This window comes from Allobosea sp. CER48 (assembly GCF_044752385.1).
Taxonomy (GTDB): Bacteria; Pseudomonadota; Alphaproteobacteria; order Rhizobiales; family Beijerinckiaceae; genus Allobosea.
Window position 1 is genome coordinate 1 of the sequence record NZ_JBIWYK010000639.1, and the last position, 1,457, is coordinate 1,457.

Below are 1,457 nucleotides of genomic sequence, written 5' to 3' on the forward strand. Positions count from 1 at the left end.
CGGGCCAGGAAGGCCTGTCGGCGTCGAGGGGCGCCGCCAACAAGCATTCCTTCGGGAGATCGCCGTGAACAGCAATCGTCGCGAATTCCTCGGCACGGCTCTGGCCGGCGCCGCTTTCCTCGGATCCTCCTATCTGCCGGCGGCGGCGCAGCAGGAGACGATCAAGGTCGGCATCCTTCACTCGCTCTCGGGCACGATGGCAATTTCCGAGACGACGTTGAAGGACGTCATGCTGATGCTCATCGAGGAGCAGAACAAGAAGGGCGGCCTCCTCGGCAAGAAGCTCGAGGCCGTCGTGGTTGATCCCGCCTCGAACTGGCCGCTCTTCGCGGAGAAGGCGCGCGAGCTGATCACCAAGGACAAGGTTGCGGCGACCTTCGGCTGCTGGACCTCGGTGTCCCGCAAGTCGGTGCTGCCGGTCTTCAAGGAGCTCAACAACATCCTGTTCTACCCCGTCCAGTACGAGGGCGAGGAGAGCGAGCGCAACGTCTTCTACACCGGCGCCGCGCCGAACCAGCAGGCGATCCCCGCCGTGGACTATCTCGCCAAGGAGGAGAAGGTCGAGCGCTGGGTGCTCGCGGGCACCGACTACGTCTATCCGCGCACGACCAACAAGATCCTCGAAGCCTATCTCAAGTCCAAGGGCGTGAAGCCCGAGGACATCATGATCAACTACACGCCCTTCGGTCATTCCGACTGGCAGACCATCGTTTCGGACATCAAGAAGTTCGGCTCGGCCGGCAAGAAGACCGCCGTGGTCTCGACCATCAACGGCGATGCCAACGTGCCGTTCTACAAGGAACTCGGCAACCAGGGCATCAAGGCGACCGACATTCCGGTCGTGGCCTTCTCGGTCGGCGAGGAGGAACTCGCCGGCATCGACACGAAGCCGCTGGTCGGCCATCTCGCCGCCTGGAACTACTTCCAGTCGATCAAGACCCCGGAGAACGAGGCCTTCATCAAGCAGTGGCAGGCCTTCACCAAGAACCCCAAGCGCGTCACCAACGACCCGATGGAGGCCCATGTCGTCGGCTTCGCCATGTGGGTTAAGGCGGTCCAGAAGGCCGGTACGGTCGATCCCGACAAGGTGATCGACGCGCTGCCGGGCATCGAGGCTCCGAACCTGACCGGTGGCATCTCGAAGATGCTGCCGAACCACCACATCACCAAGCCGGTCTTCATCGGCGAGATCAAGGACGACGGCCAGTTCGACGTGGTCTGGAAGACGGCCGGTCTCGTCCCCGGCGACGCCTGGTCCAAGGAGCTCGACGGCTCGAAGGATCTGGTCGGCGACTGGGTCGAGAAGAAGTGCGGCAACTTCAACGTCAAGACCGGCAAGTGCGGCGCCGCCTGAGGTCATGAGGGGGAAGGGCGGTACGGGAAAAATCCCGGCCGCCCTTCATGTCTTGCCCTCGGCCCTGCGCCGATCGCTCCTCCTTCGCCGGAATGCGTCCCTG

The 1,457-nt window shown here is 63.4% G+C and carries 1 protein-coding gene; it reads left to right on the top strand.

Annotation, left to right across the window (positions count from 1 at the left end; all coding sequences use genetic code 11):
• Nucleotides 1–64: 64 nt before the first annotated feature.
• Entirely contained in the window at nucleotides 65–1,354 is a 1,290-nt protein-coding gene (gene urtA, locus ACIPIA_RS16205) for an urea ABC transporter substrate-binding protein (RefSeq protein ID WP_400511002.1), read from the top strand.
• Nucleotides 1,355–1,457: the final 103 nt, after the last annotated feature.